Below are 24,580 nucleotides of genomic sequence, written 5' to 3'. Positions count from 1 at the left end.
GGGAGTCTTATTTGAGTATGCCCAAAATGATGTTCTTCTACTCCCTATCGTAAAAAAATGAGTCCGATGCCTTTTGGCATCGGACTCATTTTTTTAAACTTGATGGCTATGAGTATGGTGGCTAGTCCTTTTTCTTATTGTTTTTTGTATACCTATGTAAACATAAATTGAATTTGTTTATCTCGTTACTGAGGTGTAGTAATTCCTAGTTAATAGAAATCTTGTTTTATTAGAGAGATGTGAAATCCCCTTCGTAATCCGTAAAAATAAACATTATTTATTTTTGTTTGGAAATAGATAAACAATATGTTGAAATGTTTATTTTTATTATGATATTATAAATAAAAATAAACTAAATCATAATTTGTTTGTTTTTAAAATAAACTTTTTAGGGGATTGTTTAGTATGAATGATATTTCAGAATGGTTTTGGGATGCTACGATTGAGGAATTGAAAAAAGGATATGTTTTTGAGAAGGACACTGAAGAATACGTTTGTTTAGCTTGCGGAGAAAAATTTGTGAAAGGTATTATTTATCAAGAACAGAATATTTTTTATGAAGCGGAGAAGTTTACACAGCTTCATATCGCAAATGAACATACTTCTATGTTTGACTATTTATTAGGGTTAGATAAGAAGTTAACAGGTTTAACAGATTTGCAGAAGAAGATGGTCCAGTTCTTCCATATGGGTTTAAACGATAAAGAAATTGTGAAGGAAATGGATGGTGGAAGCACTTCAACAATTCGGAATCATCGTTTTACATTAAGAGAGAAGATGAAACAAGCTAAAGTGTTTCTAGCGCTTATGGAGTTGTCAGAAGAAAAAGCGACGACTCAACTTAAATTTCTCCCGATTCATCATACAGCTACGATGGTTGATCAGCGGTATAACATCACAGAGGGGGAGAATGAAGAAGTATTAAAATTGCATTTTACAGAAGGATTAGACGGACCGCTTTCTAATTTTCCGAAGAAACAAAAGCGAAAGCTCATTATTTTGAAACATTTAGTGAAAAAGTTTGATAGAAATCAAAAGTATACAGAAAAAGAAGTTAATGAGATTTTAGAACATGTATATCCTGATTATGTCACGTTAAGAAGATATTTAATTGAATATGGTTTCCTTGACAGAACATTAGATGGAAGTCAGTACTGGGTAAAGTTATAGAGAACAATGCAGATAATTACAAAGTCAACTACCCACCACTTAAACGCTAACACGTTTTGAAGTGGGGGCTTGAAAAAAGCCCTGGTTGTCTAGCCTTAGTCTTTGAGAGACTCCGTTCGTAGGTTGCATACCCAAGAATGATTCCCTAGTTTTTGGCTCTATGGTGGCTCTGTAACAGTTCTGATTGGGAAGGAACAGTCAACCACAAGCCTTCTTTTATAAGAAGTTGAGGGCACCTACAAACATTGGCGAAGGGAAACAAACTCTTAGGAGGGACAAAACATGCGTGTATTTGTCAAAAATTTAAGGGGAGAACCGCTGATGCCCTGTAGTCCTCGTAAAGCACGGCTTCTTCTCAAACGAGGAAAAGCAAAGATTATTGGATACACTCCGTTTACAATTCAATTGCAATATGCCACAGGTGAAGCGGTGCAACCCGTTACAATTGGTGTTGATAGTGGTGCAAAGCATATCGGCATTGCAATTACTACAGAAGACAAAGTTCTAGCAAAAGGAACCACCCAGTTGCGTCAAGACGTCAAAGATAACCTTATACTGAGAGCTGCATTACGCAGGGGTAGAAGGCAGCGAAAAGCAAGGTATCGCAAAGCACGTTTTCTCAATCGGAAAAAGAAAAAAGGATGGTTACCTCCGTCGATTCAAAGCAAAGTGGATAACCAAATTCATTGGATTGAAATGTTTAAGTCACTCTTACCTTCACCAAAAGTGATTGTTGAAGTAGGGAAATTTGATGCGCAAAGGCTAAAAAATCCTGACATACAAGGAACCGAATATCAACAAGGAGATGCCTTTGGATTTTGGAATACGAGGTATTATGTATTTGCGAGAGACGATTACACCTGCCAAATTTGTAAGAAACAAGGAGGCATTTTGCATACGCATCATATCATCGAACGATGTAATGGTGGTTCGGATATGGCGGATAACCTCGTAACTGTACACGAAGAGTGTCATCAAAAATTTCATCAAGGAAAAATCAAACATGTTTTTAAGAAGCCAAAACAATATAAAGAAACAGCCTTTATGAATATATTGCGGTTACAAATTATGAATCGTTTAGATTGTGAGATTACGTATGGCAGTTACACGACACTGAAGCGAAAAGAATTAGGTTTACCCAAAACACATATAAATGACGCAATTGCGATTACAGGTCCCAAACATTTGCAAGAATATGATCAAAGTGGTGAATTTCGCATCAAGCAATTTAGAAAGAAAAAACGTTACCTACATGAAGCAAGCGCAAGAAAAGGAAGAAAAACAAAGAATACAAGTGCAAAACGGAATAATAAAAATACACCACATATAGATGGAATCTATTTGGGGGATAAAGTGAAAGTATTTGGTCAAATAGGATTTGTGACAGGATTTACAGGCAAAATGGTATACGTACAAGATATACATGGACAATATATACGAAATTCTACCAAATCTTATAAACAAGTGAAGATATTGGATATAGAACGTATACACCATACGAACAATTGGAAGCTCTTACAAATCAGTTAGGCTATGCCTAACCGAAATTCATCCCCACCTTACCACTGGGCTCTTACCCGTCACGCGCTTGAATATGGGGACTTCTTTCGGAAATACGTTAAAAAATCGATATAAAAACCCTCTTTCTTTTTAGACGGACGAGAGCATCTGGCCATGCATAGAAGCGGTCAGGGCTTTTTTCTACCACATGTCAGGTTTAAAACAAAAGGAGCAAGCAAGTAGCTTTCATGTTGAATTAGCCATAGCAGTGACTTAGATGGCGAAAAGATATATATAGATAAAATGAAAGGAGAAAGGAAATTGGATAGAAAAAAAGAATTAAAACAACTGTATAAAGAAACCGAAATTGAAGGGGGTATTTATTGCATTCGAAATACAAAGAACGAAAAAGTGTATGTAGAGAGTACAAGAAATTTCAAAACGATGAGTGGAAGGCGTCTTTTACTTAATATGGGTTCTCATACGAATAAGGCATTGCAAGATGATTGGAAGGAATACGGGACAGATGCTTTTGAATTTGAAATATTAGAAGTGTTGAAAAAGAAAGAAACGGGATATTTTAATGAAAAAGAAGAATTAAAGAAACTAGAAGAGAAGTGGTTAGAGAAATTGCAGCCATATGGAGAGCGAGGATATAACCGCGAAATCTCTCGATAAAAGGGGTTATGAAACTTGAAAATAACTGAAGAAGGAACAGAAAGTAAACCAATATGGCGTTCTATGGCTATGTTTCTTATTCCTTTACTGTTAAGTAATGTATTGCAGTCACTTGGACAGTTGTTTGGTATGGTAGTGGTAGGGCGTTGGCTTGGTATGATTGAATTAGCTGCTATTTCGGCTTTCTTTCCGTTATTTTTTCTACTCATTTCATTTGTAATTGGGATTGGTTCTGGTAGCTCGATTTTAATTGGTCAGGCTTTTGGGGCTCGTAATGAAGACCGCTTAAAGGCAATTGTCGGTACAACGTTGACATTTACGTTTGTACTTGGAGCTGTCTTAGCGGTAGTGGGTAGTATGTTCGCGATGGATATTATGCGACTCGTTGGTACGCCAGAAAATATCATTGATATAAGTGTTCATTATGCACGAATTTTATTTATTTCCATGCCAGTGCTATTTTTGTATTTTGCATATACAACATTTATGCGCGGAGCAGGGGACTCAAAAACACCGTTTTATTTTTTAATTGTAAGTACAGGACTAAATATGGCATTATTACCTATTCTTATTTTTGGTTGGTTCGGCTTACCGAAACTTGGTGTATACGGCGCAGCGTATGCTTCTGTTATATCAACAATTGTTACATTTATTATTCTGTTAGTTTATTTAAGAAAAACGAAACATCCATTGCAATTTGATGCAACAGTTCGAAAGTATCTTCGCATGGATGGGGAGTTGTTAAAACTATTATTACGTCTTGGGATTCCAGCAAGTATTAATATGATACTCGTTTCATTATCGGAGATTGCCGTTATTTCGTTTGTAAATCGCTTTGGATCAGATGCAACGGCAGCGTATGGAGTAGTGAATCAAGTGGCAAGTTATGTACAGATGCCAGCAGTGAGCCTTGGGATTACCGTTTCCATATTTGCAGCGCAGTCCATTGGAGCGAATCAATTTGATCGTCTGCAAAAAGTAATCCAAGCGGGACTTGTTATGAACTATGTAATTGGTGGAATATTAATCTCTTTTATTTATTTGTTTTCAAAACAAATTTTAGCACTCTTTTTAACGAGTCAGAATACGATTGATATTGCGCATAGCCTCATTATGATTACGTTATGGAGTTACTTAATTTTCGGTCATGCGCAAATTATTGGGGCGACAATGAGAGCGAGCGGAACTGTATTGTGGCCGACTATTTTTGCGGTTATAGCGATTTGGCTTGTAGAAGTTCCAGTAGCCTATTTCCTATCGTATCATACGAGCCTTGGAATAAAAGGAATATGGGTAGGATATCCAGCTGCGTTTATTGTGAGTTTGCTTCTGCAATACGGATATTACAGGTTGTCGTGGAAGAAGAAGAGAATTACGCGTCTTATCAGCTAGAATTAATTATGTGGATAAGGGATCTCCTTCAGCTTTGAAGGGGATTTTTATCGTTTTATAGTAACTACTCAGTCACTCTATAAAAAAGGAAGAAAAGCACTTTTTTTAAATGGTCGAGAGGGACTGGCCATGTTTTGGAGCGGTCAGTGCCTATTTCTGCCACGTGCAAAGTATGAAAACAAAGAAAGGCAGCAAGATGCATAGCCATTTGTGTCTTCATGGCAGCAATTTATATGCTGAAAACTTCTCAATGAAATGTATGGCTGAGTAGCTACAATGAATTTATATAAGAATATGGGCTACTAATTCATACATAAGGCTACTTCATGTTATTATAAAAAACAGAATATTCTTTGAAAGGAAAGGGCGCATGAAAACTACTTTAGTCATTATTCGTGGAAACTCAGGGTCAGGAAAAAGCACGGTAGCAGGGCAACTACAGCTACTTCTAGAAGGAACGCTATTGGTTCCACAAGATGTGGTTCGTAGAGATATGCTTCGTGTAAAAGATAATATCGGAAACTTGTCTGTTGAACTCATCAAACAAATCGCACTGTACGGTAACGGTAAAATGAACTATGTAATTGTAGAAGGCATTCTAAGCACTCGTAAGTACAAAACTATGCTTATGGAACTAATTGAGACATTTGAAGAAAGTTACGTCTATTACTATGACATTTCCCTCAAAGAAACAATAGCGCGACATAAAACCAAGCCTAACGCAGCTGATTTTGGTGAATCTGAACTAACAGCTTGGTATACTGATAACGATTTTTTAGATTTGCCAAATGAGAAAATTATTTCCGAAACCATGTCAGTAGACGAAACTGTCGAAATGATTCTCTCTGATATTGGGACTGTATCTAAAGCATAAGAGGGATATTTTGACTAATAATCGTATAGATTTATAATGAAAACTGATCCGTTTTACGCATTAAAAATGGACCTACCCTGAAATGAAAAATACAATTTGTTTAACTCTTCATTAAAACAAGTACATGTCATTATAAAAAGACAAAATATTACTAAAAAAGGAGGGGTAATGTGTTAGGTGAATTAGAACTAGTCATTGATGCGAAGGCTACTCTTGGAGAAGGGCCTTGCTGGGATAGTAAAAAGCAGTTATTGTATTGGGTCGATATATTGGAGAAGAAGGTTCATATCTATAATCCAATTACAAATGAAGGTAAGGCAATCTTTCTTGGACAGATGGTAGGATCAGTGGTTCCTAGTGAATCTGGTGAAATGATTCTTACTTTAGAGAATGGCTTTTATTTCTTAAATCCGGATACAGAAGAACTGAGGGCTATTTGTGACCCTGAAAGTCATTTGCAAGAAAATCGTTTTAATGATGGAAAATGTGATCCAGCGGGTCGTTTTTGGGCGGGTACTACAGACGCTGTTGGGATTGATGGAAAGGGAGCTCTTTATTGTTTAGATACCGATTTGACTGTAAAAAAGAAAGTAGAACATGTAAGTACTTCTAATGGATTGGCGTGGTCACCAAACCATAAGTATATGTATTTCATAGATACACCGACAAGAAAAGTAGTTCGTTTTGATTATGATATTTGCACAGGCTATATTGAAAATCCGCAAGATGTTGTTGTCATACAAAAAGAAGAAGGACTTCCTGATGGCATGACAATTGATGAAGAAGGAATGTTGTGGATTGCTCACTGGGGCGGTTCAAAAGTGTCGAGGTGGAATCCGATGAATGGGGAACAACTGCTAAGTATTTCTATCCCTGTTTTAAATGTAACCTCTTGCACATTTGGCGGAAGGGACTTAAACGAGCTATACATTACGACAGCCAAAATGCATAGTACAGATGCAAGTGCTGGTGGCGTGTTTCGAATAAAAACGAATATAAGAGGATGTCCTACATATCAATTTAATAGATGTTACTAAATATATTGTTTTTTTGTTTTTTTAATGTAAGAAACATAAAAAGAAGAAAAAACGTAGCTTGATCGAATTGGTCAAACTATGTTTTTTCTTCGTTAGATAAGGCTTTATAAATTTTTATTTACTTTGTAATAGCTGAATTGGTTTAGCTGATAAGGATTGTTTTGCTGCGATCCACACAACAATCGCTGTTGTGATAACAGATAACAAGATGCCCAAAATAGACCAAGTTATATCAATTTTCATTGGCATTTGGAATAAGAATCGTAAAACAACCCCTGAAAAAGCTAAAGCAATTCCAGCCCCAACGAATCCGGCTGATAAGGAAATGACTGTGTTTTCTAATAAAATGGATTTCATTAAATTGCCCGAAGACATACCAACCGTCTTTATAATGGCAACATCTCGTGTTTGTTGAAGTAAGCGAATGACCACTTGATTGCCAATTGTCAGAACCGCAGTTAAGAATGCAAATAAGGCTACGATAGAAAAGAAAGCACTTTGCATACGAATAATATATTGTAGACTATCGATCGCTGTAGCGGAAATGGAGTAAGCCATTGCTGAATTTGGAAGTTTGTTGTTTAAATCTGTTAGAATGACATTCGTTTGCTTCGGATCGCTATCTATTGAATAGGTAATGCGGTTTGGCTTTCCGTATGTAGTTAATGTTTTTGTTGGAATACGAATACCTACTGTTTTTACAATACCTGATTGAAAGAACCCTACAATTTCACAATTCACCAATTCATTTCCTATTTGAATATCAACTTTATCACCTGTTTTTACCCCTAACTTTTTATAACTATCCAACAGGATTGCTTTTTTTTCATTTGCATCTGCTGGAGTTAAATCACGTCCTTCAGATATGGTATATGCTTTGGAGGTAAGAGAAGTATCTATACCTTCTACTGAAATTTTAGTTGAACTAAAAAATTTATCTTCTTTTACTTTTTGCGTGAATTTAGATGTCGCTTCTTCTCCATTAATATTTTGGAGTCTTCCATCTAGTTGATAGCCCTTTTTCCATGCTTTTATTTCCTTCATCGATTTAAGCTGTTTTTCCACTTTTTCTTCATCGTTCACTGAACTTGTAATTAGAAGATTTCCCATTGCTTCTTTTTCTAATTGTCCTTGAACAGATTCAATTAAGTTATCAGCAAATACATGGCTAGAAACAACAGAAACGACACCTATCGTTAAGGTAACTGCTAATAATCCATTTCGCTTATTCGTAGCAGCTATATTGTGTAAAGCAAGAAAAAGACCTTGTGGCATCCTATTTTTCATAGCCCCAATCATTCGGAATAATAAAGCGTATATAAATCCAATCGAACGAACGAAAGCAAAAATGAGTAACATGACTCCTGTTGTAAGTAGGAAAGCAAGAATCCATTTAAATATAAAACTACCATTTGCACCGGTTGTAAATGCTACTTTGTAAACATAAATAGAAAGAATACTACAAACTAAAATAAAAAGTTGAAGTTTTTTTCTAAAAGGTAATGAATAATTTACATTCGTATTCTCTGTATCCCGTAACATTTGCAGAGGTGACACACGCATTCCACTTTTTACTGGTATCCATGATGCTAAAAAGGTTACGACAAATCCAACGATGATTGTAGTACCAACAACAGACCATGACATTCCCCACGTAAGAGGTAAGGAAAGTACACTTGATAAATATGAGGTGAGCCAACTACTCACTAATAATCCAATTACAATCCCACCAGTTGTTCCGAGGATTGCTAACCAGAATGCTTCTAGCAAAAAATATCGGACGATAGATCGCGTTTTCATTCCTACTGATTTCATAACAGCGATATCATGTGTGCGCGTGGCAATGATTACTTTCATTGTATTTGAAGTTGTGATTGCCGCGATTCCAAGAGCTAATATGCTAAATAGTTGAAGAAATGGCAGTAACATATGCAAATCTTTTTGTTTTTCTAATTCTTTATCACGAATGTCGATTACACTGCTTTGTGGGAATTGTTCTTGCACTTTACTTTTAAAAGTAGAAACGTTCACTTTATCATGCAATACAATTAAAGCTTCATTAATTGTATTTGCTGGTACATTTAAAAGTTGTTGTGCTTGATTTAAATGTAGATAAACTGTTCCAAAGATAGAAGCATCACCGTAAGATTCTTGAATACCTTCGACGAGTCCGCGAATTTTATAAGAAGACAGCGCTCCAGTAGAACGATTCGGAATCTCCACATTATCTCCGACTTTCACTTGTAAACGATCCGCAGTACTTTTGGATAAAAGCACTTCATTCTCTTGTAAATTACGAACATTCGGAAACTGTTTATCTCCATACAGCGGATATTGCTTTGGTTCTATACCCTTTATTATTAAGCTTGTTGTTTTTTTATCAGACTTTACCATACTCTGACCTAATAAAGAAGTTGTAAGTGCTTTTTGTTCTTCTTTAGGAACAGAAGAGATTAATGTATCACGGTTAACAGGGTTTAAATAAGATTGAATCGCTACGTCTCCTCCTAAAAGAATTTTAGAGGATTCGTGAATAGAACGAGGAACTAATTCGACTAACAGTGACATTGAGAAAAAGCTAGCTACCCCAATTACAATACTGAACATAGTAAAGAGGGTTCTCAAACGATTTCGTACTAAACTACGTAATGCCGATTTTAGTAACATGACGTTGTTCCACCCTCTTTTGGAGTTGTATGATTACTCACGTTTTCTTGCATTAACAATCCATCTTCCATTTGTAAAATACGATCTGAAAGCTTTGCCACATAAGAATCATGTGTAGCGATAATAAAAGTCATGTTAAGTTGATCACGTAGTTGAAAGATTAAATCCAAAATAGTTTGTCCCGTTTTCGTATCTAAATTACCAGTAGGTTCATCTGCAATAACAATAGCGGGGTTGTTTACTAATGCACGGGCAATTGCAACGCGTTGCTGCTGCCCTCCTGATAGCTGGTTTGGTAAATGATGATAACGCTCTTTCATCCCAACAAGATCGAGCATCTCTCTTGCCTTTTGTATCATTTCTTTTCGACTCTTCATCCCAGCGCACATAAGTGCCATCATGACATTTTCCTCGGCTGTCATCGTTGTCACTAAATTATACGATTGAAAAACAAACCCAATTTTTTTTGCACGAAAATCCGCTAAATTTTCTTCAGATAGGGATGTAATATCCTGTTGTTCAATCATAATGCGTCCTTCGCTTGGGGTGTCTAATGATCCTAATATTCCGAGTAATGTAGATTTTCCACTCCCACTAGGACCTATAATACTAACCACTTCTCCTCGGTAAAATTGTGTATCAATTCCTTTTAAAATATGGATGATTCCTGCTTCTGTTTCATAATTTTTTTTTATTCCCTGTACTTGAAGAATAGGGTGTTTTGTTGTCATGCTTTGTTCCTCCAGACTTTTTGAATTTTAGTGCGAAGACAATTATGGTCCTAATTAAAACTATAATGATTACAATGAACAAACCTTTTGCATTTCCCCAAGTAAAAGATTCTATAGATGTTAATAAATAAAAGATGGATCGAATAATGAACCATATGGCAGTAATGACTGAACAAAAATATATACTGGCATATGTGAGAAATGCTATTTTGTAGTGTTTATTCATATTCCGAATGGTATCATTGAATTGCTCTTTATAATCAGGTTTGAAAAACAAGTATCATAGTAAACTACTTTTTACCAATCTATATAAATACAAATTAAAAAATCGACATAAAAACCCCTTTTTTTAAGAGAGGACGAGGGCATCTGGCCGTGCATAGAAGCGTTTAAGGCCTTTTTCTGCCAAATGCGAGGTTTAAAACAAAGGGAGCAAGCGAGTACAGGACATGTTGTGTTCTGCATAGCAGTGACTTATATGTTGAAAAAATGCGCTCTGTATACCAGATTCTTACTATCGTTTTCCATTATTTGGTGGAGTCTCAACTATTATAATAAACGAACCTATATTTAATTAACAAGAATTAATATTTGAATATTTTGTGACAGACTTTTCAGACTAATAAGTTTATTAAATGCATTGAGTTCCGTATTCTTGAATAATAGTAATCCAAATTTTATATGTAGTTTTTTGATAAAGAACACTCGATTTTACCTATATTGATATTTATCCCGCTATTCGTGGGCAGTAATACTCCCACCTCAAAATTCGGCGAAAGCATTGTCCAGTTCCAGTGGATAGAATGTTCGGTGGCTTCGCTTCTTCCTACGAGGTAAAAAACACCTCTACGTCAGAAGCTCCATCCCCCTCACATTCTGGGCGAGCCACTTCCACATTTCTTTGTTGTCCAGCTCTAGCGGCTAGAATCTCCGGTCGTTTCGCCCCCTCGGACGAGGCAGAAAGCGCCTCTCCGCCCTGTGCGTGGGCGTCCTGCGATTCTGAGCGAGCCGCTTCCGGCCTTTCTTAAGAAGTTAGGTGGGAGATAAACTGCCCGTAAAAGCCCGATTGGTGAGGGCTGATTATAGTTTCACTTTATGAAAAAGTTGATTTTAATTGAATCATTGATCCAGAAAAATAGGGGAGAGAAGGTTGCTTAAAAAATGGAAAATATACAAATTCGAAGCATTAAAATAGCAGATGCAGAAAATTTTCTTTTACTTTGTAAGCGATTAGATGAAGAGACTGAATTCATGATGTTAGAGCCAAATGAACGAAATATCACCATAGACGAACAAGAAAAGCAAATTCAAGACATTTTAGAGAATAAAAGTTCAACTATTTTGGTTGCTGAAAAAAATGATGTTTTAGTTGGATATGTTGGTGCCTATAGAGAAAACTTCAATAGATGCAGGCATAGTGCTTATGTTGTCACGGGGATTTTAGCTTCTTATCATGGTCAAGGGGTTGGTACACATCTTTTTAAAGCTTTAGAAGAATGGGCAAAAGATAATCGTATTCATAGATTAGAATTGACAGTAATGGTACATAATGAAGCGGGAATAGCCTTGTATAAAAAGTCAGGGTTTGAAATTGAAGGAATAAAACGTCATTCCCTTATCATTAATGATGAATTCAATGATGAGTATTATATGTCAAAAATAATGTAGACCCTATAGATTACCTATAGGGCTTTGACTACGAAAATCGAACATGTTTATTCACGTCAAACTTGCATTGCTTTTACTAACGCCGCTACTTTGTTGATTGTATTCCAGTTACGCGTTGTTGCTGTATTGCCAAGACTTTGCATATTTTTTGCCAACTTGGAATCCAAGATGCTTTGACGAAACAAGAAGTAAATTACACGTCCGTCTATATGGTATTCATCGTTATTACGTTCACTGTTTGCCAATCGATCGACTATCTTCTGCGGAGGTGCTTCTGTCAATATTGAAACATGAATACTTGCGCCTTTTGCTAAAGAGACATCTACATATGGGCAATTTGCGATGATCCGCTCTAGTTCCTCGGCTGTTCTTAAAATAACGGTGATTGAAATGCCAAAATTTATTCTGATCGCATCCTCGATTCGAAGGCGAAGCGGCGCTGGGCTCTCCTCCGATTTGAAAAGGACATTGCCGGTTTGAATATACGTTTGCACCTGGCTAAGGCCCATCGTTTCCAAGGTACGTCTCAATTCAGCCATCTTAATTTTGTTATGTCCACTTACGTTAATGCCTCGTAACAGCGCGATATAAATTACCATCCAGTCACCTTCAGTCATTTTTTGTTTTAGGTTGCAAGCAACAAATTCGTTGATTTAGGGAAGGACTCCTTTTTTTGCACGGAAAATAGTAATTTTATATTCTAAAATTCCTTTGCCACATACCGTTCGGCTACTCTCTTTATATATTTGAAGTGAGGGGCTTCATTCAGAATTATGTTAAACTAAAAATAGAGTTTGTAAAATTCAGAAATATCTCGCGGTTCTTGTTTAAATAATGATATTTAAAACATCTATCCCGCATTAACGGGCAGTAATACTCCCGCCTCAAAATTCAGCAAAAGCAAAGAAGTTAGGCGGGAGATAAACTGCCCGTAAAAGCCCGATTGGTTCAACTAATAATCAGTGGGGGATGAAGAAAACCCCCACTGATTAAAGTTTCACTTTATTTACTGAAAGGAGGGTCTAGAATTGTCCTTGAAAAAGGAGACAAAGTTCAACTCATCGATGACTCCGAATGAAACTAGTAAAAAAGAGTTGAATAAAATTACATATTTATCTAATTCCTATATGTTTTTTGTTTCTAGTTTACTAATTTCCAGACTCGGTGACGCCCTTTATACTTTTGCTCTTCCTTGGATTGCTTATGAGTTAACTGGTTCCGTAGTAGTTATGAGTTCACTTTTTGCTACTAGTGTCTTACCTATTGTTTTATTCGGACCAATAGTTGGCGTAATGGTAGATCGCTGGAATCGAAGGAAGTTGATGTGGACAGCTGATTTAGGATGTATGGTCTTGGTCGGACTAGTTCCTATTTTAAATTTTCTAGAGGTACTCCAGATTTGGCATCTATACGTTATTTCTTTTATGTTAGCTGTCTTATCTATGTTATTTGATGTAGCTACTGTTACAGCAATTCCGTATATTGCGGGTCAAAAGTTAACAAAAGCGAATTCGGCATATCAAATGATTAATCAGATTGCTAGTTTAGCAGGACCAACATTGGCAGGAATGACAATTGCCATAATAGGAGGATTTAACGCGCTTTGGTTAAATGTCTTCTCCTTTGCCGCTACTTTAATCGCAGTATTCCTCTTACCTGAATTAGGGGGAAATAAGGCCGTCGTTAGAGAAGGTAATGTAATGCAAGGCATAGCGAGAGATCTGAAAGAGGGACTGAAATGGCTGACGAATAACCGGCTTAACCTTGCTTTATCTCTCCAAGCTATGGTTGGCAACTTTGGGGCAAGTAGCGTACTGGGCGTGTTCATGTATTATTTGCTTTCAACATTACACTTATCTGCTGAGCAAAGCGGTCTTAACTACACTTTAATTGGAGTTGGGGGACTTTTAGGGAGCATTATTGCAGTTCCGCTCGAAAGGTACTTTCGACGTGGGATTCTTATCCCTGTTCTTCTGGGCATAGGTGCGATTGGCTTAACCTATGCAATCTGGAGTGAATATTGGCTAGCACCCGGTATTGCCTTTGGTGTTGCAATGATTTGTAATATAGCTTGGAACACGATCGTAGCATCAATCCGGCAAGAAACAGTGCCCGCTGATATACAAGGAAGGGTTCTTGGCTTCTCACGAGTACTTACTCGTCTAGCTATGCCATTAGGAGCTTTAGTAGGTGGGATCATTTCTGGTTATAATCCAGTTGCAGTATTTGCATTGGCGTCAGTTGCAAAGATAATTGAAGTTATTATTGCACTTATTAGTCCTATTCGTAAGCTATGAGGAAAAGTTTTTCATTATATATAAAAGTTAAAAAAACGACATAAAAGCCCCTTTTTTTTAGAATGACGAGAGCATCTGGCCGCGCATAAAAACGGTCAGGGCCTTTTTCTACCACATGCAAGGTTTAAAACAAAATGAGAATGTAAGTAGCGGTCATGTCATATTGTATTTTATATAGTTGTGACTTATAGGTCAAAAAATAAAATGGATATATATGGATGATTACCTTGTATAGGTTATACATGAAAGGAAGTTACTAAAAGTAAGCGAAACTATGAAGGAGAAAATTTGATTTTTCATATGTACAAGTAGGAGGAAGATACAATGGCAGCATTTTTCATCATTGTAGGTGCAAGCATACTTGTGTTCATCAGTCTCATTCATATGTATTGGGGATGTGGTGGATCTTGGGGGAGCAAGGTTGTTCTTCCGATGAAAAAAGACAGTGGCGAATATGCTTTTGTTCCGCGGAAAATAGGGACTTTTGCAGTGGCGCTTGCCATTCTATGTTTTGCTATGATTCTATTAGCACAAAGTGAATATTTGTCTTTCTGGAATCCAAGTCGTTATACAAAATGGGGATGTATCGCTTTAGCGGGAATTTTCTTTTTACGTGCAATTGGTGATATGAAATATGTTGGTTTTTTTAAGAAAGTAAAGGGGACAAAATTTTCGATGTATGATTCGTGGTTATACAGTCCGCTTTGTTTGTATATCGCACTTATTTTTGTAGTGGCGGTTTATTGTTATTAATGTGTAGAAGGAAACCTTTCATTTAGGGAGGTTTTCTTTTTTTATATTTTCTCTCTTTACAATAAGAGTTTAGAAGAGTATATTAACAGACAAATGAAAAATTTTACAGCCGAATATCGCTTAATCCACTTAGGAGCGGGGGAACCAATTTTGTGCTTTGTCACTCGGGGTGAATCCTTTTTAGGTAGGGCTACTCTCAAGGTCCGAATCCGACAGCTAACCTCGTCAGCGTTTTGAGAGGGGGGACTTGTGTGTAAAAAACACTAGGTGCAGCCTAGTGTTTTCTTTTATTCTTCTTATGGTAAAAAAATACATTATAACTTATTTCTATATGTAATGGAGAAAAAATGTAGAGATAACAGAGGAGAGGAAAAGAGTGAGCTGGCTTACAAGTCTAATTACAATTTGTCTATTTGTAGTTGTCGCAAAACCAATGGGAGATTATATATATAATGTTTTTCAGCAAAAGGGACCATTTCAAAAGGTATTTGGTCCACTAGAAAAAATTTTGTTTAAAATTGCGGGCATTAAGGGCTATAGTCAAGGCTGGAAGCGCTATTTGTTTTGTTTAATCATCACAAATCTATTTTTTATACTTGTTGTGTACTCTATATTTCGATTACAGGGGATGTTACCGTTAAATCCAAATCATTTTCCAGGAATGGAGCCGACGTTAGCGTTTCATACAGCCATTACGTTTATGACAAATGCGAATCTACAACATTATGGGGGCGAAAGCAATTTATCGTATTTCTCTCAAATGGCTGGAGTAACGTTTATGATGTTTGCAGCACCTGCAACTTCAATAGCGATTGGGATTACGTTTATTCGTGTGTTAGCAGGTAAAAAAGTAGGGAACTTCTTTGTTGATTTTGTTCAATCTATTGTAAGGGTATTGTTACCAATTTCATTTGTAGCTTCACTCATTTTTCTAGCACTAGGAACACCGCAGACGTTAGATTCTACAATTATCGCAAAAACGTTAGAAGGGGCGGAGCAGGTAATTCCTCGCGGGCCAGTAGCGTCTTTACTAGCTATTAAAGAACTTGGAGATAATGGCGGCGGTTTTTTTGGAACAGTTTCAGCACATCCTTTTGAAAATCCAAATATGATTAGTAATGTGCTGCAAATGATGCTACAAATGTTAATTCCAATGGCATTTCCGTTTGTATACGGAAGAATGGTTGGAAATCGTAAACAAGGAAGAATGTTTTTTGTATCGATGCTCATTTTGTTTATCGTTGGATTTTCGACACTTGCCATATCTGAATGGAAAGGAAATCCACTGTTAAATCAAATTGGTGTAGATCGTTCGCAAGGAAATATGGAAGGGAAAGAAATGCGTCTTGGCGTTATATCTTCCGCTTTATATGCAACTGTTACAAGCGCTTCGGGGACAGGGGGCGTGAATACAACACATGATACGTTAACACCAATTGGAGGAATGGTCCCGCTCGTAAATATGCTTCTAGGAACTGTATTTGGCGGGATTGGAGTCGGATTCATGAACGTAATCATGTATGCAATGATTGCAGTATTTTTGGCAGGATTAATGGTAGGCCGTTCGCCGGAGTTTCTTAATAAAAAATTAGAAGGTAAAGAAATGAAATTAATCGCCATTACAATTGTATCTCAGCCATTATTTATTCTTGGCGCTGCAGCAATTGCCTTTTCAACACATTTCGGAACAGATGCAATTTCGAATGCCGGTTTTCACGGTCTAACGCAAGTCATATATGAATATACATCGTCTGCTGTAAATAACGGATCTGGATTTGAAGGGTTAAATGATAATACACCATTTTGGAATATTTCAACAGGAATCGTTATGTATGTTGGTCGTTATTTTAGTATCATTACGATGCTTGCTGTTGCAGTTGGGTTGAAAAAGAAAAAAATTGTACCTGAAACGATTGGCACGTTCCAAACTGACAATCGCTTGTTTGGAGGAATCTTACTTGGTACGATATTTATAATAGGTGCTTTAACATTTTTACCAGTACTTGTACTCGGACCGATTGCTGAATTTTTAACAATATTATAAAATTGTAAAACGAGAGAGGCATATAAGCCTCTCATTTTTGTTCTGAATTTCTTTGTTATTTTTAATTTGGTTTATTATAGTATATATATGCTTTAGATGAAAAAATTGAGATTCTATACATAAAAGTCTAAATCATTCAATGAATTTACAAATTGAAAGGTTTACTTATACATAATAAGAGGATGTGGAAATACAATGTCATTACAGTCAAAATATTTAGCTGGAATTTCACTTGGAATAATGGGAGTTGGTTTTGCCGCAACAATCCCGTTCCAAGGAACGATAGCAGGGGGGATTATACAAGGCGGATTTGAAGCTGGTTTAGTAGGCGGACTTGCCGATTGGTTTGCAGTTACGGCGCTGTTTCGCCACCCGATGGGAATCCCAATTCCGCATACGGCGCTACTACCAAAAAATCGGAAACGAATTACGAAAGGGCTCGTTTCCACACTGGAAAATGATTGGCTGACGAAAGAAAGTATAACAGATAAAGTAAAAGAGATGCAGTTAGCTCAAATCGTATTGCAGATTGCAGAAAGAGAGTTGCAATCGGATAGCGTGAAAAAAGGCATTGTTACAATTGCTGAAAAAGCGATTCTTCAAATTAATACTGAAAAATTAGCTACTGTAATTGAAAAAGAATTAAAAACGTATTTGCATACGATTCATACAGGAAATATACTGCAAATCCTTATTGATCAATTAGTTGCAGAAGAGTACGATGAAAAAACATTTGATTATATGTTAGTTAAAGCAAAAGAGTGGACGGCTCAAGATGAAGCGCGTTATCAGCTCGGAAGTTTAGGCATGAAAGCGATGGAAAATATAAAAGTAGAGGGATTTTTACAGTTTACGCTTAAATCTTTTATGAATATTGTAGATGAAGAAAAAATCGGAAACATTTTGCAGAAGTTTTTGATTAGTAATATTAGTAGTTTACAAAACCCTGATAATAGCACAAGACAACTTATAGTAATGAAAATTCGTCAAGAACTTATTCATGTTCAGGAAAATCAAGCGGTATTACAGGAATTAGAGAATTGGAAAGAAAGTTTGATTGCAAATTGGAATGCTACTGAAAAAATAACAGAATTGTTGGGACAAGCGCAGGAAAGAGCAGTTGCTTTTATAAAACAAGAAGAGTTTACCGATACATATCTTCTTTCATTTTTAAGGGCGCAAATGAATAGAGTAAAAGAAGATCCCGTAACGATTCAAAAAATGGAAGGCTGGTTGCAAAAGCAAATTGTAACCTTTGTTGAAAACAATCATTCTAAAATTGGAAAACTTGTACAAGAAAATTTGGATAAGCTAGATGATCAGACACTAATTGAAATGATTGAAAATAATGTAGGAAAAGATTTGCAGTGGATTCGTGTAAATGGCGCTGTTTGTGGCTTTATGATTGGATTAGTTTTGGAAGGTTTAAAAGCGGTTATATAGAAAAAACACCTCCAATTTGTCGTTTGCATTTACATACGACAGTGGGGGTGCTTTATCCTTGTCTCACTTTACTGGGTCATTACATATTGAATGTGGAAGGGTTTTTTAGCTTCTTATTTTTCAAGAACACTTATGTCTATATTATAAGTTTTTTGAATGTTTAGCTGGTGTGTACCATTTCCCGTTTTTATGGTGTTTTTATACCATTGTTCTTTCTGATTTGAATCGGGATTCCCCTCTGAAGTATTATTTTCTGTTTTCGCTAGTTCTTCTACATGTTCCCAAGGTGTACTACCATGAGAATCCTTTTGATTGGTTACAGCTGATAGTGTCATATCACTATCTTTTACAAGATGAACAGATACACTTGAACTTTCTTGTACAGACCAATTATTTTGTAATTGACCTGGGTAAAGAGAGAGTTCTCTTTCAGAACCACGAATTTCCACGTTTTTATTTTGCGGGAGGACAAGTGTTGCTGTCATTCGTGATTGTGATGCGAAGAATTTATGGTGAACGGGTAATGGTTTTAATGTCACATACATCGTTTCGCCGACTGTTTGAATCGCAATAAAGTCGTCCTGCTTTAGTTTGTCTTTTTCATTTTCTTTCATAGTCATTTCATATGTTCCTAATAAATGAACTTTATTGCTATTGCTTCCTTCTATTGTAAGAGGAGCATTACTCGTATTAACTACAATTTTTTTAATAGAGTCAGGTATGTCATACTGTACTTCTGGGATGTTATTCGTTTGTTCAGTTGTATGAATAGAATAACGAATCTCTTCTAGTAATCCAGTGGATAATAAGAAATAGAAAGCGATACCAATTGTCCCTAAGATACCGATAAAGAAAATACTAAAAATATCATATTTAATGATAGGCTGCTCTTTTTTAGAGAATATAACATATAGTAAAATTTCGATGCCGAGTACAATGAAAAGAACAGGCCACCATGCTGTAATGTTATCGAATACTTGTATACCTTTTATAGTTGAAAATAATAAGAAACAACCTAATGTAATAGTTAAAATCCCCATAGATATCGTTCCTACACGCCATGTTCTCATTCTTTCGCACCACCTTTTTCTTCTTTATTTCCTAGTAATAATTTAAAGCCACCACCAATTAAAAGGAGGGCAACGATAGATGTTTGAAAATAGCGATAATACAATTCGCTAATATGAATGTTAAATATAGTAGCGAAATAATCGTTTAAAATAGGAAGGAGTGTTTGATCTAATAAATAGTAGCCTCCTAACCCGATAAGTCCGATGCCGAGCCATTTTTGATGATTAATAAAATAATCAATAATAGGTGTGTCTTGTAAGTCTTCTTTTCCGTATTTAGATGTTTGCTGTAATGTATCAAAAAAGCTATAGAACCAAATAATAGGTACTAAAAATAAGAAGGCTGATAATCTTAATAAGTCGAGCAAATAAATAGCAAGTAAAAAGGCTGCCATGAGTTGAAGACCGCGGCGCTGTAAGCCTAAGTACATATGGCCTGCTCCAGGGAACATAGCTAAAATAGAAGCAAATGTTTTGCTTTTTTTTCCTTGTTCTCGGTGCTCTTCAAATTCTTCGAAAATAGTACGATCGACTAATATTTCGCCACGTTCTTTTTTCTGCAGCTGCTGGACGGCATCGAAGAAATTATAAATCCATAGAACAGGTAACGTAGCAAGAAAGATAAGAAAGCTTTCACGAGATGTTAATAGTGTAACGAATATAATCATGCTACCTAGTCCTGTGAAAGCAACTAAAAATGTAAGTCCGCGCTGCATAAGTCCTAATTGAAAGTGCCCAAGTCCAGGTACGATGGATAAGAGAATGATATAAAATCGTTCACTTTCACATGCTGATTCTTGCGTTCGGCCTTTCTCTTTTTTCCATGACTGATTTACTATAGAAATAATTAAGTCTAGTAGGTTTATTCCCCATACAAGTGCTAATAAAAATACGATAAGGAAAATGAAATCGCTATACCCAAAGTTAATAATAAATCCTACCGCAGCAATGAATAGTAATAATGAACAACCACTATATATAATAAAACGCCCAATCCGTTGTAAATATAAATGTCCGAGTCCAGGGATTAGCCCTAAAACAAGCGCTAAAAAGGGATTTTTATTCATGTTTTGAACCTCCGTTTGTTTTTGTTGTGTGTATCGTTTTGTTTACAATTTGTTTTGAAATCGAAACCCCACTTTGTTTGGAAGATTGTTCAAAACTAGCAGTTACCGTGAAAATATAATGGAATAAACCGCTTGCCATAAAAATTAACGTAGCTGCAGTTGCAATTATGTAGTGAATGAGCGTACTTTTTATTTGTCTTGGTTGCTTCTTACTCATTTTTTCTTCAGACTCTAAGGCTTCAAAGTTGATTTGCTCCATAACTTCATTTGTAAATGAATCATCATTTATCATTGGAAGGTTTTCATTTTGTTCATCAATGATTTCCATATAAAGTGCTAAACAATGATCACATTCATAAAGGTGTTGTTCCATAGATTCGCGTTCACTGTTTGATAGAAGGTCTAAAATATAATTGCACCAAGCTTCTTTTGAAAAATGCGTCATAAAAAATCTTCCTCCTTCCAATGTTTTTTAATCCATTTTCTTGCTCTGTAAAGTTTCATTTCCACCGTTTTGATTTCAGTATTTTGTTGAGCAGCAATTTCTTGATAACTTTTTTCTTCTAAGTAATGTGCGAGAACGACATCACGATAATTCTTTGGAAGTTCTCTTAGTTTTTGAGCAATCAACAATTTTTGCTCTTTCGTCAATAACAATGCCTCAATATTATGGGAGGATTTTATATCTTCCTGAGTTTCTTTTGATAAGGAGAGTTCTTCATTTTCCCTTGCTTTCTTTCTCTTATAATCAATAGCGTGATTTGTAGCAATTCGTGTAATCCACGTTTTGAATCCACGAAATTGATAATTAGGAAGAGAAGCGTGGATCTTTACGAACACTTCTTGTGTGACATCTTGGGCATCTTCTTGATGTCTTAAAATAGCAAAAATAACTTGGAAAATATAATGACGATATGTTTGTACAAGGATGCGAAAAGCATGCTCGCTTCCTTGTTGTGCTTTTTCAATTAATTGTTTTTCCTCAATTGTTCTCTCCCTCCTTTTTGACGCATTCTATTATATAGACGTAAGAAATGAGAAGTCCCCCTACACATGATGTAAAAAAAGAATAATATATTTTCAGAGAAGAGGCTATATCAAAAAAGTGTGAAAAAATGGTATAGAGAAGTATATAATGAGCAATAGGGAAATGTTACATGGAGAAAGGATGTGAATGTTAGTAGGAGAATTTCCGTACTAACAAATATGAAAATAAAAATATTAATAGCTGATGATAACTCTTTTATTAGAGAAGGCATGAAGATTATTTTAAGTACATATGAAGAATTTGAAGTGTTAGAAACAGTAAGTGATGGAAAAGAGGCTCTAGATTATTGCAAAAAACATGATGTAGATATTGCGCTTTTAGATGTGCGGATGCCAAATATGAATGGTGTAGAAGCAACGAAGTTAATTTGTGAGGAGACAAAAACGAAGTCGCTTATTTTAACGACATTTGATGATGATGAATACATTTTAGATGCAGTGAAAAATGGGGCAAAAGGTTATTTATTAAAAAATAATGATCCAGAGCGAATTCGGGATGCGATAAAAAGTGTTTATCACGGACATACTGTAATGCAAGATGTAGTTCTCGATAAAATTAAATCAAACTTACAAGAAAGTAAAGAAGGGCTGAAAATAGATAAGAGTCTTTTCACAGAAAGAGAGCTTAGTATTATTGCTCTTATTGCGAAAGGATTTTCGAATAAAGAGATCTCAAAACAGCTTTTTATATCAGAAGGGACGATTGCGAACTATATTACGTCAATTCTTAATAAAACAGGACTTGAGCATCGTACACAAATTGCTATTTATTATTTAAAAGGAACCGTGGATTAGAAATATGGAATTTTGGATGATTATTAGTAAGCTTATCGTTTTCCTATACATCGTGTTTATTTATGTCTATTCGAATGTGACGAATTTACCATGGATTGTATTTGCTTTGCTTCTCTATTTTTGTATCAATATTGCGATATATATTTTCAAAAAAGATGCAGTGAAAAAAGTGATTATTTTTGTATCAATTGTGATGATAGCTGTTTCGCACGAACAGATTCATCCGTTATTATTTTTATTTTTACCATTGAATTTATATGAGTTTACTTCTTATTACATACAGAAAAGATGGATGATTCCTTTTATTATGCTTCTTCCAGTTGTGTTTGTGGAGGAAAATATACGTATGACATACGGTTTAATCACTGCATTTAGTTTTGTTATTTTCACAATGGCCAAGCTATATACGGAAAGGTTATTCAAATATGAAGCAGAAAATGACATGATGCGAAAAGATATGCAAAGGCTTACAAAAAATTTGAATGAAAATAAAGCATACATCAGACAATCTGAATACACATTTAAACTAGAAGAACGAAATCGATTATCCCAAGAAATTCATGATAAAATTGGTCATTCTATGACAGGTGCGTTAATTCAAATGGAAGCAGCAAAAAGATTGATGGATATTGATAAAGAGAAAGCGGCAGAGTTGCTTCAAAATGCCATTTATATTTCTAAAGATGGAATTGAAAGCATTAGAATAACGTTAAAGAATATGAAACCACCAACTGAACAAATTGGTATTCATCGTATGAAATTATTCATAGATGAATTTGCGGCAACACATGATATGAAAATTTCGTTTCTATACAAAGGAAATTTGGATGTGATTTCTCCAATACAATGGAAAATCATTGGAGAAAATGTAACAGAAGCATTAACGAATACTATGAAATATGCGGAGGCAACAGCTATTTCAATCGATATTCATGTACTTAATACTGTTGTGAAGGTCCAAGTGAAAGACAATGGAAAGGGTGTACCTCAAGTGAAAAAAGGACTCGGCATTATCGGTATGGAAGAACGGACAGCTTCTATTAACGGGACGATTATTGTAGATGGTACAAATGGTTTTTCTGTAACAATGCTACTGCCGATACAATAAAGAATAAGTGAGATGAATGATCTCATATGAAAAAAGTGAATATTCTCATGTGAAAAGAATGAACTTCTGCACTGAGCAGGTTCATTTTTTTTGCTTATAATAACAGCAGAGAAACGAAAATAGGGGTGAAATGATGAACGCATTAGAAATCAAAAACTTAACGAAAAAATTTGGGGATTTCATCGCAGTAGATAATATGTCTTTAGCTATTAAACAAGGAGAAATATTTGGTTTTTTAGGTTCAAATGGTGCTGGTAAAAGTACAACAATTAATATGGTTGCTGGGTTATTACGAAGTAACGAAGGTGAGATTTGTATACTGGGGAAAAATGTGAAGAAACATAACCGTTTTGCGAAGATGAATATCGGTATTGTCCCGCAAGACATAGCAATTTACGAAGAGTTAACGGCCTATGAAAATGTTAAGTTTTTTGCAGGATTATATGGTTTACGAGGAGCGGAATTGAAGGAAAGAGTCGAAGAAGCTCTTCAATTTGTAGGGCTGAGTGATAAACATAAAAGTTATCCAAAGAACTTTTCCGGTGGAATGAAACGAAGACTTAACATTGCTTGTGCGATTGCGCATCGTCCGAAGTTAATTATAATGGATGAGCCGACAGTAGGGATTGATCCGCAATCAAGGAACTACATTCTCCAGTCTGTTCGAAAGTTAAATGAAATGGGGAGCACAATCATTTATACAAGTCACTATATGGAAGAAGTAGAGGAAATCTGTACGCAAATTGCGATTGTTGACCATGGAAAGATAATTGCAGAAGGAACGAAAGAACAGTTAAAAGCGATTATTACGGATACGAAAGATATTTGGATTGAAGTAAAATCACTTGAAAATATGGATGTGGATCAACTAAAAGAAATTAGCGGGATTAAGGCTGTTCAAATAGAGGAAAACGTAATTAAAGTGAATTCCGATACAGGAGTGAACAATTTAAATAAAATCATTCAGTATTTTATTAGTCATGATATAGAAATACGATCATTAGAGGAGCAGGCACCTAACTTAGAAACAGTGTTTTTAACATTGACGGGAAGAAAATTACGAGATTAATAATAAATAGAAAAAGGGGGTAACTACTCAGCCGCTTTATGAAAAAAAGCAGAAAAGCATCTTTTTAAATGGTCGAGATGAACTGGCCATGCATAGAAGCGGTCAGGGCCTATTTCTGCCACGCGCAAAGTATGAAAATAAAGAAATACAGTGAGGCGCATTGCCATTTT

21 protein-coding genes and 1 riboswitch are annotated in these 24,580 nt (G+C 35.7%); of the genes, 14 read left to right on the top strand and 7 right to left on the bottom strand.

The features are described 5' to 3' along the window. Nucleotides 1–405: 405 nt before the first annotated feature. The 6 genes from MR076_RS20795 to MR076_RS20770 all read left to right on the top strand — a co-directional run bounded on the left by MR076_RS20795 (nt 406) and on the right by MR076_RS20770 (nt 6,651). Nucleotides 406–1,170: a DUF2087 domain-containing protein gene (locus MR076_RS20795; protein ID WP_242223816.1), complete on the top strand. Its 765-nt coding sequence runs from the start codon at nt 406–408 to the stop codon at nt 1,168–1,170. A gap of 282 nt (nt 1,171–1,452) precedes the next feature. Continuing rightward, the gene (gene iscB / locus MR076_RS20790) at nt 1,453–2,700 is read left to right on the top strand and encodes an RNA-guided endonuclease IscB (RefSeq protein ID WP_242223814.1); all 1,248 of its coding nucleotides are present in this window, start codon (nt 1,453–1,455) and stop codon (nt 2,698–2,700) included. Between the two features lie 291 nt (nt 2,701–2,991). After that, entirely contained in the window at nt 2,992–3,348 is a 357-nt protein-coding gene (locus MR076_RS20785; protein ID WP_242223813.1) for a GIY-YIG nuclease family protein, read from the top strand. A 63-nt stretch (nt 3,349–3,411) separates the two neighbouring features. After that, a complete protein-coding gene (locus tag MR076_RS20780; RefSeq protein ID WP_242223834.1) occupies nt 3,412–4,740 on the top strand; it encodes an MATE family efflux transporter in 1,329 nt (442 codons plus the stop codon). 370 nt (nt 4,741–5,110) lie between these two features. Beyond that, a complete protein-coding gene (locus MR076_RS20775) occupies nt 5,111–5,614 on the top strand; it encodes a P-loop NTPase family protein (protein ID WP_242223812.1) in 504 nt (167 codons plus the stop codon). 170 nt (nt 5,615–5,784) lie between these two features. Further along, nucleotides 5,785–6,651, top strand: a complete 867-nt coding sequence (locus tag MR076_RS20770; protein WP_242223811.1) for an SMP-30/gluconolactonase/LRE family protein — start codon at nt 5,785–5,787, stop codon at nt 6,649–6,651. 114 nt (nt 6,652–6,765) lie between these two features. Here the strand turns inward: MR076_RS20770 and MR076_RS20765 are convergent, their stop codons facing one another. Then, entirely contained in the window at nt 6,766–9,318 is a 2,553-nt protein-coding gene (locus tag MR076_RS20765) for an ABC transporter permease (RefSeq protein ID WP_242223810.1), read from the bottom strand. Continuing rightward, entirely contained in the window at nt 9,309–10,049 is a 741-nt protein-coding gene (locus MR076_RS20760; RefSeq protein ID WP_242223809.1) for an ABC transporter ATP-binding protein, read from the bottom strand. Before MR076_RS20760 ends, MR076_RS20765 begins: the two co-directional genes overlap by 10 nt. Before the next feature lie 1,161 nt (nt 10,050–11,210). Between MR076_RS20760 and MR076_RS20755 the strand changes: the two genes are divergently transcribed. Continuing rightward, complete coding sequence (locus tag MR076_RS20755; protein ID WP_277928564.1) at nt 11,211–11,717, top strand: GNAT family N-acetyltransferase; 507 nt, start codon at nt 11,211–11,213, stop codon at nt 11,715–11,717. Nucleotides 11,718–11,773: 56 nt separating this feature from the next. Here the strand turns inward: MR076_RS20755 and MR076_RS20750 are convergent, their stop codons facing one another. Then, nucleotides 11,774–12,316 carry a DUF1697 domain-containing protein gene (locus MR076_RS20750; protein ID WP_242223808.1) on the bottom strand — a complete coding sequence of 181 codons (543 nt, stop codon included), beginning with the start codon at nt 12,314–12,316 and terminating at the stop codon, nt 11,774–11,776. 528 nt (nt 12,317–12,844) lie between these two features. Between MR076_RS20750 and MR076_RS20745 the strand changes: the two genes are divergently transcribed. The 4 genes from MR076_RS20745 (at nt 12,845) to MR076_RS20730 (ending at nt 18,254) form a co-directional block, all read left to right on the top strand. Next, the gene (locus MR076_RS20745; RefSeq protein ID WP_242223823.1) at nt 12,845–14,014 is read left to right on the top strand and encodes an MFS transporter; all 1,170 of its coding nucleotides are present in this window, start codon (nt 12,845–12,847) and stop codon (nt 14,012–14,014) included. A 324-nt stretch (nt 14,015–14,338) separates the two neighbouring features. After that, on the top strand, nt 14,339–14,767 hold the full coding sequence (locus tag MR076_RS20740; protein ID WP_242223807.1) for a DUF3995 domain-containing protein: 429 nt from the start codon (nt 14,339–14,341) through the stop codon (nt 14,765–14,767). A 107-nt stretch (nt 14,768–14,874) separates the two neighbouring features. Next, a riboswitch (cyclic di-AMP (ydaO/yuaA leader) is annotated at nt 14,875–15,014 on the top strand. A gap of 129 nt (nt 15,015–15,143) precedes the next feature. Beyond that, complete coding sequence (gene kdpA / locus MR076_RS20735; protein WP_242223806.1) at nt 15,144–16,811, top strand: potassium-transporting ATPase subunit KdpA; 1,668 nt, start codon at nt 15,144–15,146, stop codon at nt 16,809–16,811. Nucleotides 16,812–17,006: 195 nt separating this feature from the next. Beyond that, a complete protein-coding gene (locus MR076_RS20730) occupies nt 17,007–18,254 on the top strand; it encodes a DUF445 domain-containing protein (protein WP_242223805.1) in 1,248 nt (415 codons plus the stop codon). A 113-nt stretch (nt 18,255–18,367) separates the two neighbouring features. Here MR076_RS20730 and MR076_RS20725 read toward each other — a convergent pair whose 3' ends face one another. The 4 genes from MR076_RS20725 to MR076_RS20710 are packed head-to-tail and all read right to left on the bottom strand — an operon-like array spanning nt 18,368 to nt 21,321. Next, complete coding sequence (locus tag MR076_RS20725; protein WP_242223804.1) at nt 18,368–19,324, bottom strand: LiaF transmembrane domain-containing protein; 957 nt, start codon at nt 19,322–19,324, stop codon at nt 18,368–18,370. Further along, nucleotides 19,321–20,391: a hypothetical protein gene (locus MR076_RS20720; protein ID WP_242223803.1), complete on the bottom strand. Its 1,071-nt coding sequence runs from the start codon at nt 20,389–20,391 to the stop codon at nt 19,321–19,323. Before MR076_RS20720 ends, MR076_RS20725 begins: the two co-directional genes overlap by 4 nt. After that, nucleotides 20,384–20,836, bottom strand: a complete 453-nt coding sequence (locus tag MR076_RS20715) for an anti-sigma factor (RefSeq protein WP_242223802.1) — start codon at nt 20,834–20,836, stop codon at nt 20,384–20,386. Before MR076_RS20715 ends, MR076_RS20720 begins: the two co-directional genes overlap by 8 nt. Beyond that, the gene (locus tag MR076_RS20710; protein WP_313897357.1) at nt 20,833–21,321 is read right to left on the bottom strand and encodes an RNA polymerase sigma factor; all 489 of its coding nucleotides are present in this window, start codon (nt 21,319–21,321) and stop codon (nt 20,833–20,835) included. The genes MR076_RS20715 and MR076_RS20710 overlap by 4 nt, the downstream gene beginning before the upstream one ends. Before the next feature lie 276 nt (nt 21,322–21,597). Here MR076_RS20710 and MR076_RS20705 point away from each other — a divergent pair, with 276 nt between their 5' ends. From MR076_RS20705 to MR076_RS20695, 3 genes are all read left to right on the top strand, one after another. Continuing rightward, nucleotides 21,598–22,233, top strand: coding sequence for a response regulator transcription factor (locus tag MR076_RS20705; RefSeq protein WP_242223820.1), 636 nt, complete (start codon nt 21,598–21,600; stop codon nt 22,231–22,233). Nucleotides 22,234–22,237: 4 nt separating this feature from the next. After that, the gene (locus MR076_RS20700) at nt 22,238–23,341 is read left to right on the top strand and encodes a sensor histidine kinase (protein ID WP_242223801.1); all 1,104 of its coding nucleotides are present in this window, start codon (nt 22,238–22,240) and stop codon (nt 23,339–23,341) included. Between the two features lie 133 nt (nt 23,342–23,474). Next, complete coding sequence (locus tag MR076_RS20695) at nt 23,475–24,410, top strand: ABC transporter ATP-binding protein (protein ID WP_242223800.1); 936 nt, start codon at nt 23,475–23,477, stop codon at nt 24,408–24,410. Nucleotides 24,411–24,580: the final 170 nt, after the last annotated feature.

The sequence above is a fragment of the Bacillus cereus group sp. BfR-BA-01380 genome, from assembly GCF_022663535.1.
Classification (GTDB): domain Bacteria; phylum Bacillota; class Bacilli; order Bacillales; family Bacillaceae_G; genus Bacillus_A; species Bacillus_A cereus_BB.
Note: the sequence above shows the minus strand (reverse complement) of the source record. Positions and strands in the feature narration are given on the sequence as shown.

What these genes read in the sequence shown, in the direction of transcription:
- MR076_RS20795 (WP_242223816.1), top strand. Translation starts at nt 406, where the DNA reads ATGAATGATATTTCAGAATGGTTTTGGGATGCTACGATTGAGGAATTG.
- iscB (WP_242223814.1), top strand. Translation starts at nt 1,453, where the DNA reads ATGCGTGTATTTGTCAAAAATTTAAGGGGAGAACCGCTGATGCCCTGT.
- MR076_RS20780 (WP_242223834.1), top strand. Translation starts at nt 3,412, where the DNA reads ATGGCTATGTTTCTTATTCCTTTACTGTTAAGTAATGTATTGCAGTCA.
- MR076_RS20775 (WP_242223812.1), top strand. Translation starts at nt 5,111, where the DNA reads ATGAAAACTACTTTAGTCATTATTCGTGGAAACTCAGGGTCAGGAAAA.
- MR076_RS20765 (WP_242223810.1), bottom strand. Translation starts at nt 9,318, where the DNA reads ATGTTACTAAAATCGGCATTACGTAGTTTAGTACGAAATCGTTTGAGA.
- MR076_RS20760 (WP_242223809.1), bottom strand. Translation starts at nt 10,049, where the DNA reads ATGACAACAAAACACCCTATTCTTCAAGTACAGGGAATAAAAAAAAAT.
- MR076_RS20755 (WP_277928564.1), top strand. Translation starts at nt 11,211, where the DNA reads ATGGAAAATATACAAATTCGAAGCATTAAAATAGCAGATGCAGAAAAT.
- MR076_RS20750 (WP_242223808.1), bottom strand. Translation starts at nt 12,316, where the DNA reads ATGGTAATTTATATCGCGCTGTTACGAGGCATTAACGTAAGTGGACAT.
- MR076_RS20745 (WP_242223823.1), top strand. Translation starts at nt 12,845, where the DNA reads ATGTTTTTTGTTTCTAGTTTACTAATTTCCAGACTCGGTGACGCCCTT.
- MR076_RS20740 (WP_242223807.1), top strand. Translation starts at nt 14,339, where the DNA reads ATGGCAGCATTTTTCATCATTGTAGGTGCAAGCATACTTGTGTTCATC.
- MR076_RS20730 (WP_242223805.1), top strand. Translation starts at nt 17,007, where the DNA reads ATGTCATTACAGTCAAAATATTTAGCTGGAATTTCACTTGGAATAATG.
- MR076_RS20725 (WP_242223804.1), bottom strand. Translation starts at nt 19,324, where the DNA reads ATGAGAACATGGCGTGTAGGAACGATATCTATGGGGATTTTAACTATT.
- MR076_RS20720 (WP_242223803.1), bottom strand. Translation starts at nt 20,391, where the DNA reads ATGAATAAAAATCCCTTTTTAGCGCTTGTTTTAGGGCTAATCCCTGGA.
- MR076_RS20715 (WP_242223802.1), bottom strand. Translation starts at nt 20,836, where the DNA reads ATGACGCATTTTTCAAAAGAAGCTTGGTGCAATTATATTTTAGACCTT.
- MR076_RS20705 (WP_242223820.1), top strand. Translation starts at nt 21,598, where the DNA reads ATGAAAATAAAAATATTAATAGCTGATGATAACTCTTTTATTAGAGAA.
- MR076_RS20700 (WP_242223801.1), top strand. Translation starts at nt 22,238, where the DNA reads ATGGAATTTTGGATGATTATTAGTAAGCTTATCGTTTTCCTATACATC.
- MR076_RS20695 (WP_242223800.1), top strand. Translation starts at nt 23,475, where the DNA reads ATGAACGCATTAGAAATCAAAAACTTAACGAAAAAATTTGGGGATTTC.